Raw genomic sequence first — 8306 nt, 5'->3', positions numbered from 1 at the left:
CAAACAAAAGCTGGTATTCCAGTAACTTTCTTCATCCCAGGTTCTGCTAATGGCGTGAAAGCTCCAGTAACAGTTGAAGCTGTAACAAACGATGAAGGTATCGCTACTTACTCTTACACTCGTTATGCTGCAACAAACGACACAGTAACTGTATATGCTAACGGTGACCGTTCTAAATTCTCAACTGGTTATGTATTCTGGGCTGTTGACCAAACGTTAACAATTACGGAAGTTACAACTGGTAATACAATCAACAACGGCGCTAACAAAACGTATAAAGTCACTTACAAACACCCGGAAACTGGTAGACCGGTATCAGGTAAAGTACTAAACGTTTCTGTACTTGAAAACATTGATGTAACCGTTGATAAATTACAAAACGTTACTGTAAATGGTATTAATGTAGTTCAAACAAGCGATAACAACACACGTGCTGCACAAGTTACAACTGATTCTAAAGGTGAAGCTACATTCACAGTTACAGGTTCGAACGCTGAAGTAACGCCAGTAGTATTTGAAGCAACTCCAGTACAAGTTACTAACACAAATGGTACAGTAACAACAACTGGATACACTCAAAAATACACTGCAGATACACTACAAGCTGTTGCGGCTAAAGTAACATTCGGTGCTATTCAAGCTGCTTACACAATTGAAGTAACTCGTGATGGTGGTGAAACTGCTGCTACAGGCTATGAAAATGGTCGTAAGTATAAAGTAATTGTAAAAGATAAAGATGGTAAGTTAGCTGCTAACGAAATTGTTAACGTGGCATTTAACGAAGATATTGATGGCGTAATTTCTACAGTTACTTCTGCTCAATTCGTAAAAATCGAAAACGGAAGACAAGTTGACTACGACGGCAAAAAAATCACTGTTAGAACAAACGCTAAAGGTGAAGCAAGCTTCGTCATCGGAAGTAACGCTGTAAATTCTTACGCTACACCAATCGTTTGGATTGATATCAATAACCAAAGTGGTAAAGATGCAAACTTAGACAAAGGTGAGCCTTCAGCGGTTGCACCAATTTCATACTTCCAAGCACCATATTTAGATGGTTCTAAATTAGTATCTTACAATGGTACAACTGAAACTGACAAATTTGTTAGTGGAGAAACTGCAACATTTAAAGTACAACTTACGAACCAAAGCGGTAAAGTCGTACAGAATCCTAGTTACACAACAAAGGATGTTACGTACACTGTTTACAACACTGGTGCTAATAATGTAAAAGTTGGCAATGTTGAAATCGCTCCAAACCGCGTGTATACATTAGTTGCCGAAAACGGTGAAATCAACGTTACTACAGTAGATGGTCAATCTTCTTCTGTGAAAGTTCTTGCTACTGGTGTAGCGAAAGACGGAAACAAAGAATTCGCATTTACTTCAAAAGAAGCAACTGCAACATTCACTTCTTCGAAAGAAGTAACGAACCTATTTACTGGTGATATTCATTCATTCGATACAGAAAAAGAAACTATCGTATTTACTGATGGTTCCGTACTAAAAGATGCGGTGAAATACGCTGGTGAAACAGATAAAAAATATGAATATAGAAATATAAACCGTGCACCAATTTCTAAAGCAGAGTTTGTAAATATTCTTAAAGGGGCAATTACAGGGGTAAAAGTAACTTATGAAGTGAAAGATAATACGGTAATATTCAATGTTCTTTCTGTAAATGCTGGTGGTACTAAACCGGTTGATATTATTGGAGATAAAACATCTGATGCTACTGCTGTTACAACGGCAAAAGGAAAAGTTTCTGTAGCACCTGCTTTAGCCACAGTTGCTACTACTGATACTGCAGAAACTAAACTTGAAGCTGTAAAAGCACAGGTAACAAAAGAAGTTAATGATACTTCAGTAAATGTAACTGTAGTAGAAACCTCTACAACAGGAACTTATACGGTTACGTTATCTAAAGGATCAAGTACAGCTACAGTAACTGTTACACCGAAATTTGGTCAAAAATTAACTGCAACTTACATCACTTCATCAATTGCAGTGAACAACAACGCTAAAGATTTAGATTTAACTATATTATCTACACTTGCTGGTTTCACAATTGCGAATGTAAATCCAGATGTTCAAAATGCTCTTGATATTACTACAGGTTATAACAATAATGTAATTACTATTTCTAAAGCTTCTGGTGGTACTACTAATGGCTCTAGCAGCACAGTTACTACTGTAGAAGCCGCTGATATCAAGGGTAAAATTTTAAAGATTCACTTTGAAGCTCAAGCTACTGATTACATTAAAGAGAAGTTTACAGCAACTATTACAATTGATGATAGAGGTAACCGTACTACAAAAGTTGAGGTAGCTACTCCTTAATAAAACAAAAAAGAAAAGTTACTTCATTAGCTGACAAGTTTTGTGAAATGAGTGGAAATGAAAACCCATGTCTTGTTAAATAGCAATGCATTGGGTTTTCTTTCTAACTAGCACTACCAAATTGAGGATATAAATCCTTTTATTGAAATTATCCAATATAGTGCAATTCGAATTAGTCACCAACTTATCTTCTGTTCCTTCGCAATATATTGCATAGTTCCAACATTACTTTTACTAGTCCTTTTATAAAGCATGCACTAATGGAAGATAGTTTAGAAAGGGGAGTGAGGACATGAAGAACAAAGATGGACAAGCCATTGTTCTAGGAAATCGACTAAAAATGCTACGCCATAAACATCATCTAACGCTTGCTGCATTGGCAGATTTATTAGGAATTTCGCATAGTTATGTAGGTTTTATAGAAAAAGGGACGAGGAAAGCATCTGAAAAAGTATTGCAAAAGTATGCAGATTTTTTTGACGTGTCTTTTGCAGAATTAGTTGAATTACAGTTGCAAACTACTACTGCCATTCATAGTCCATCTAGTGAAACGCCTCCCCCTTTAACAAATGAAATAATGGAGTTAAACAGTTTATTACTGAAATTAAATGAGGACATACGATGTGCAATGATTGAAGACTTTAAGGAGCAAATTCAACAAACGCTTTATCATTTGTTGACTCCTTACGAGCTTTCAGATATCAAACGAAGTATTACGAAAATAAAAAATGCTTGGTTTTCAGACAGTGAAGAAGTTGATCAAGATAAAAGCTACAAGGGCTATATCAACATATCCAATGAGCCAATCTATTTTCAATTACAAGTTGAGCATCATATATTGCATCTCCAACTACTCCATGCTGATAGAAGACAACGCACACTTTTTGAAAGTTGGTTAGGGGATTGTTCCCTTTATTATCAAACGGAAGAATATTTACAGCATATTTGTGAACCACAGAAAATCGTTACTATTTTATGGTTAAGTCCTAATATGTCCTATCGCCAACAACATCACTACCTTGTGCAAAAAGGCTTAATTTCATTGGAGTTAAACTATTGTGATACGAAATTAAGCTGGTTTATTCATAATTACGAGCAGCACAATACAATGCAAGATATTCAAGAAAACATTAGCTAACGAGAAGGAGCTGATATCTCTTTGATTATCCATTCTGACTTTGATTTACCTAAGTACTCTAAAAAATTTCTTCAACATTTAAAAAGAAAGTACTATTCAGAAGAAACCATTATTGGCTATGAAAATGATATAAAAAAGTTCTCGTCCTTTATTTATGACTTATATGATGGTCATATTTTAACAGAGGAAATATCAAAGGATGATATTCTAGAATATCTAGATTTTTTAGGCAATCAAGATTATAAACCCAATTCAATTAGTAGATATTTTTACGGTGTGAAGGCATTTTTCAAATATCTTGTGATAGAGTTGAACTTTAAAGTCGATCCAACGATAGGCATATCCACTCGAAATGTCTATGTACCTTTACCCGAAATTCTGGATATGGAAGAAATAGCATTAGTATTGGCTACGGCGAAAAAGTTCTCCGAATTTTACTATGTATTAATCAGCTTACTCTATTACACGGGTTCCAGAATTACAGCTGCTCGAACGTTGTTAAAGGAAAATGTCGATATAAAAAATAATAAAATATACTTCCCACGGATTAAAGGGGGCAGAGATCTTCATTTACCTCTACATCCAAAATTACAAAAAATATTAGCGGAATATTTACAGAAAACGAAAGACAACGGATCAGATTATTTATTCCCCTCTCCCGTAAGCCGTAATATGCCCATTAGCGGAGTAGAAATCCGTATCAAATTAAAAAAAATTGGTGCCCAATGCAATATTACAAAACGATTAACCCCCCATGTGATTCGTCACTGTACCGCAACACACTTAACACTACTCGGTGTAGACCAACATTATATCGCAACTCTATTAGGTCATACCGATTCCCGTTCCACTGCACGTTACCAACATTTAAAAGTAGATGATCTAAGGTCGGCTATGAAGAAATTAAAATGACAATACAATATCTACCGAATATTTATTCAAATAAAATAATAAATATTACCCATTAAAAAGCTTTCTGTTAAAAACCCACCAGTAAAACTGGTGGGTTTATTTACGCGTGAAACGCTATTTAAATACCTCATGTCTTACACATTCTGAAAGATCCGCCAACCATACTTCTTTTTTCTACAAACCGCTAAAGCGGCTGACTTTTTTCTTCTTCCAGTTAATTCATTCACAATTTAAAGGGTCAATGATTTCATTTATTGACATCTGATCATAGCGTAAATCTTCTTGTAATTGTTTTTTGATATACTTGTGAATCACTTTTTGATTTCGACTAACTGTATCCACTAGGTATCCACGACACCAAAATTGGCGATTTCCCAATTGGTACTTTAAACTATCATGCCGATTGAAAATCATGACGCTACTTTTCCCTTTTAAATAGCCCATAAAAGCAGATACACTTAGTTTGGGAGGAATCTTCACCAACATATAAATATGATCCGAACACGCTGTTGCTTCTACAATTTCTACACCTTTTCTTTCACATAACTGACGTAGTATCCTTCCTATTTCCGCTTTGATTTGACGATAAATGACTTGTCTTCTATATTTCGGTACGAAGACGATATGATACTTACAATTCCATGTTGTATGTGCTAAACTTTTAATATCCATTTGGAGCTCCTTTCGTACAAAGTCGGTTGACTAGACCTGATTTTATTGTACGATTGGAGTTTTTTTGTTGTCTATAGTTAAAAGCTTTTCGGAACTACCTGCATAGCAGGGAGTTTTCAATGCATACAAAAAAGGAGTAATCACAATATATTGTAATTACTCCTTTATAATTACTGATCGAAAGACACATATTTTTAGGAAATAAGTTTCTTATTGAACTACTACTGACCTGACTGATTTTCTATGCTCCGGCTAGCTTTACTTTTCTCATTGTTTCAATACGAGTCCAAACAGCTAGCAATTGACACCTCTCTATAAGCCCGCTCAAACTAGCATGAAGCTGAATTGAAACGGACACATCAAACACACTCTTCAGTTCTTGTCTGAAGGGGCGTCTTGTGTAATTTTCTAAAGTTCTCTCTATAAGTATATTAATAAGGAAAGTTGAATTGTTTTTGAATGAAAAGTCGAATGGAACCGAACCTAATAGAAAAAGCCCTGTAGGAGATTATTCTCCCACAGGACCATTTATCTAATATTTAAATTAGAATTATTTAGTAAGAACAGTAGATGTTTTTACAGTGTTACCACCAGCATCTTTAAGGTCAGCGCCTTTAAATTTGATAACTGTTAGGGCTTTATCTACTACTACTGCTGTATTATATACATGTTTTACAGTAATAACTTTTTTATCTGTGCTAACTGTTGCTACAGTACCAGTAACTGGTTTACCGTCAATAGTTAAATCTAATGTGTCATTAACAGCTAATGCTTCTACAGCTTCAGAGAACGTTAATGTTAAAACTCCTTCAACTGCTTTAACTTCTGCTTCATAACCACCTGCTGTTGTACCATCACCTGCTGTTACAGGATCAGTACCTGTTGCTGCTACTGCTGCAACTACTTTATCAGCAACAGGTAATGCATCGATTGCTGCTACTACATCAGCTTGTGTAGCTCCTGTTGCGATTGTAACATTTAATTCCTTTTTAGTTGCATCATATTTAGCTTCAGCTTTACCAGCAGCTGGTGTACCAGCTACAAGTTTAACTTGAATTCCATTTCCGTTACTAGCTGCTGTTGCAGTAAATGTAACTCCTGAAACAATAGCTGTAGCTTTATCAGTTGGGTTACCTACTGCTGCTTTACCTTCTTTTGCTTCAGTAGTGATTTTCGCTGAGTTTAATGTACTTTCAGCTGCTGTTGCTTTAATAGTATAAGTTGCTTTTGTTTTGCCATCTGCTGCAGTTACTTCTACTGTCCAAGTAGCAACTTGACCAGCAGTAGCTGTTACTGTCCCTACTTTTGCACCAGAGTTTGTAGCAGTTACTGCTACATCTTCTACTTTTAAAGCAGCTAAATCTGTACCAGCTGGGAATACAGCATTATAAGTAGTGCCTGCTGCAGTTGCTGCAACATTTTTCACTTTAACAGAAGATAATGAAGTATCTACTGATCCAACTTTAACTGTATCAATTGGAGCTGTACCCCCAACTGATGCAAGATAGAATGTAGTTTCGTCACCTTTAACCTCGTAAGTAACTTCTACACCAGTAGTAGCATTTTGTAATGCTTTTTCGAAGTTTTCAAGTGATACTGGACGGTTTTGTTGATCGCGATAAACAAATGTTTTACCTGTTACATCAGCATATTTAACTGGATTTTTACCAGAAATAGTGAATGTTTGTTTATCTGTATTGAATGATTCAATAATACCTTTTTCTAAGTTACCTACTTCTTTTGTACCTGTGAATGTTGCTTTAGCTTCAGAAGTTGTAGAGATTGTGAATGGTTTTAATCCATTTGTAGCTAAATCTTTAACGATTGCATTAGCTGTTACTTTAACTGCTGCTGATTTCTCTGAATTTGCTGGTTTAACTGTAATTACTGGTGCAGCTGAATCTTTAACTGTTACAGTATAATCACGGTTTGGTGATACTGTTTTTACTTCAGTTTTACCATCTGTATGAACAGCTGTTACTTCTACATCATTATCACCAGTGTTTGTTACTGTGTATGTTGCAGCAATTACATCATAATCAGTTTCATTGATTGGCATTTTCTTACCAGATTGGTTTGTTAATTGGAATTTGAAGTCAGCACTTTCGTTACCTTTGAATTTCTCTTTGTCATCGCCTGAAACTGAATCAACAGAAGCTAATTTACCACCTGTTAATTTAGCGTCTTCGAAGTAAGAAATTTGTCCAACTTTAGTTGGTTCACCTTCGTCAAGTTGACCATCTTTAGCGTTTGAACTATTAATATCAATCCATGCTATCGGTGTTGCATAGTCATTTGTATTTCCTTTTTCGCTACTAATTACGAATGTTGCTTCACCATTAGCATCAGTTTTCACAGTAATTTTATCTTGCGTATTACCGTTATCTGGAGTTTTAGTGTAGAAATCAACTTGTTTTCCATCAGAATTCACTTTAACAAACTTAGATTTAGTGTTTGTGCTAATTACACGGTCTAAATCTTCGTTGAATCCGATATTTACGATTTCATTTTTAGCAACTTTGCCGTCTTTATCTTTAACTACGACTTTGTATTTACGACCATTTTGGTAACCAAATGCAGCATTTTCGCCACCATCACGAACTAAATCGATAGTATATGCAGCTTGTAATGCGCCGAATTTAACTTTTGGAGCATTTACTTGTAATAAGTCAGCTTCATAGAAAGATGCGTACTCTTTACCATTTGATTTATCAGTATTTAATTCGAATACTACTGGTGTAACTTCAGTGTTTGCACCTGATACTGTGAATGTAGCTTCACCTTTTGAATCAGTTGTAATAACAGCAGTTTTTGGATCTGTATTGTTTGTTAATTGTTTTACAGCTACGCCGTTTACTGTAGCGTTTTTAGCTTCATTTGGAGCAACATTGATGTTTTCAAGGAATGAAACGTTTAATTCTTTATTCGCTACTAATTTACCAGTTTCAGGGTGTTTGTAAGTAACTTTATAAGTTTTGTTAGAATTGTTGTTGATAGTAGCACCAGTAGTTACTTCTTCAACTTTAAGGATTGAATCAACACCCCAGAATACGAAACCAGTTGAGAATTTAGAACGATCACCAGTTGCGTATACAGTTAATGTGTCAGTTGTTGCAGCATAACGAGTATAAGTGTGAGTTGCTACACCATTTTCGTCAGTAAGTGCTTCAACAGTAACTGGAGCTTTAATTCCGTCAGCTGAACCTGGTACGAATAATGTTACTGGAATACCAGCTTTAGAAGC

5 protein-coding genes are annotated in these 8306 nt (G+C 35.4%); 3 read left to right on the top strand and 2 right to left on the bottom strand.

Annotated elements, in window-relative coordinates; genetic code table 11:
* The 3 genes from C9J37_RS28655 to C9J37_RS26615 form a co-directional block, all read left to right on the top strand.
* Positions 1-2340 (top strand): hypothetical protein (locus C9J37_RS28655; protein WP_167397450.1); only part of this gene is annotated, 2340 nt, incomplete at its 5' end.
* Positions 2341-2632: 292 nt separating this feature from the next.
* Complete coding sequence (locus tag C9J37_RS26620) at positions 2633-3478, top strand: helix-turn-helix domain-containing protein (RefSeq protein ID WP_107897807.1); 846 nt, start codon at positions 2633-2635, stop codon at positions 3476-3478.
* Positions 3479-3499: 21 nt separating this feature from the next.
* Entirely contained in the window at positions 3500-4390 is an 891-nt protein-coding gene (locus C9J37_RS26615) for a tyrosine-type recombinase/integrase (protein ID WP_107897806.1), read from the top strand.
* Positions 4391-4609: 219 nt separating this feature from the next.
* Here C9J37_RS26615 and tnpA read toward each other — a convergent pair whose 3' ends face one another.
* Both tnpA and C9J37_RS28650 read right to left on the bottom strand, forming a co-directional pair.
* A complete protein-coding gene (tnpA, locus tag C9J37_RS26610; protein WP_107897805.1) occupies positions 4610-5062 on the bottom strand; it encodes an IS200/IS605-like element ISBsph1 family transposase in 453 nt (150 codons plus the stop codon).
* 550 nt (positions 5063-5612) lie between these two features.
* Positions 5613-8306 (bottom strand): hypothetical protein (locus C9J37_RS28650; protein ID WP_167397449.1); only part of this gene is annotated, 2694 nt, incomplete at its 5' end.

The organism is Lysinibacillus mangiferihumi, assembly GCF_003049665.1.
GTDB classification, from domain to species: domain Bacteria; phylum Bacillota; class Bacilli; order Bacillales_A; family Planococcaceae; genus Lysinibacillus; species Lysinibacillus mangiferihumi.
This window is presented reverse-complemented; position numbering and strand designations above follow the sequence as displayed.